The organism is Caballeronia terrestris, assembly GCF_001544515.1.
In the GTDB taxonomy this organism is placed as follows: domain Bacteria; phylum Pseudomonadota; class Gammaproteobacteria; order Burkholderiales; family Burkholderiaceae; genus Caballeronia; species Caballeronia terrestris.
Window position 1 is genome coordinate 1 of the sequence record NZ_FCOL02000344.1, and the last position, 1735, is coordinate 1735.

The following is a 1735-nucleotide window of genomic DNA, read 5'->3' on the forward strand; positions in this document are numbered from 1 at the left end:
CCTCCTCGGTGGTCTGAAAGTAGACGTTCGGTGGCAGTCGGTCCATGGGCATGCTGACGCAACGCCGCGAAAAAGGGGGACGTGAGAATTCCTCTCAGAAGTGTGAATAATCTCGCGATATACTATATGGCTATAAATCTCTTCGCCGAGTACGTGAATCAATTCGTCTTCTTGTGCGCAGTGAAGGCGAACAACAGCATCGAGCCCGTAGAGCAAACGCTGCAGTTCCCTTATATGCTCCCTGTCGGGAATCTCAACAGACGCAGCTTCCGTTGCCTGGCGAAAAAGGCGAGAGATGCGAAAGATTTCGCGATGCATGGCGCTCATTGCGGCCATCGGATCTTCACCACCGACAAGTCGCGCCAATTGAGGATAGACGTCCTTGTCATCCCGTTGTTCGTGGGGCAAGAGCTTATTCGAGAGCAAATCGTTCACGCGCGCCAACTCGCCCGCTACCGCGCTCGCAGGCAATCCCGGCAGGCTATCGGCCAGTTCCCTAATTTGCTCGGTTACTGGACCGAGCTCGACGTGTTCGCGCATCAGCCGATCCGCATCAACACGGGCAAGCCGACCGGCCTTCGCTGTCGAGGGAATCTGCAACGCCCGAAGTGCGTTCGCAATGACCGCCACGTCAATGACTTCCTGGAGCATCGCGCCATATATGGGCGGCAGAAGTCCGACGGCGGCGACAATCATAGCCGCTGACGAGAGCAACATCCCTGCTATTACGCTTTCGACAGCGATTTTCCTTGTCCGCTTCGCGATTCGCAATGCATCCACGATCCTGTCCAGCCGATCTACAAGGAGCACGACGTCCGCCGCCTCCGAGGAAGCGGCCGCGCCTCTCGCTCCCATCGCGACGCGGACATCGGCCGCGGCCAGTGCCGGAGCGTCGTTAATTCCATCTCCGATCATGACGACCGTGCCTTCCGGTCGGGCTGAGCGGATCGCAGTCAGTTTGTCCGATGGCGATAGCTCGGAGCGCACTTCCGTTACGCCAAGCATTGCACCGACTGTCTCGGCCACGTCGCGGCGATCGCCGGTGAGCATGACCAGCGCTTTGATGCCTTCGAGTCTCAGGAGCCGCAGCGCTCGGGGCGTCTCAAGACGGATTTGATCCGCCATCTGAAGCGCGCCGACCATTCTGCCGTCAACGCTCACAAACACCGCTGCGGCGCCCTCGCGCGCCAGCAGTCGCAGAAATCTTGTGCTCCACTCGGGCGGCGTCGCACCTGACGATACGTAGTCAAAGGAGCCGATCTTGATGATCTGACCGTCCGCTGTGCCCGTCACGCCGGCGCCAGGTTCTTCGATGACTTCACGCGGCACCGACAGGGCGAGGCCGCGCTCACGTGCGGCGGTCGTGACCGCTTCGGATATGACATGGGCGGATGCCTGGCCAACAGACGCGGCATAGCGCAAAACCGTGTCGGCGGATGTACCCGATTCGGCTTCGATTGAAACCAGTCGTGCACGTCCGGCCGTGAGCGTTCCTGTCTTGTCGAAAAACAGCACGGTGGCTTGCGCAAGTCGTTCCAACGCGCCACCGGACTTGATCAGGATGCCGTGTTTGGCGCACCGCGACATGCCGGAAACAATCGCGACGGGCACGGCGAGAATCAAAGGACAAGGCGTCGCTACGACCAAAACGGCGAGCGCCCGATCCACTTGTCCAGAGACAAGCCAGCTCGCTGCCGCGACCAACAGCGCCGCCACGACAAAGATCAGCGCATAC

The 1735-nt window shown here is 60.2% G+C and carries 1 protein-coding gene; it reads right to left on the bottom strand.

Annotated features, from left to right (window positions below; translation table 11 throughout):
• On the bottom strand, positions 1-1735 hold a 1735-nt coding region (locus AWB67_RS37275), incomplete at both ends, for a heavy metal translocating P-type ATPase (protein WP_143328495.1).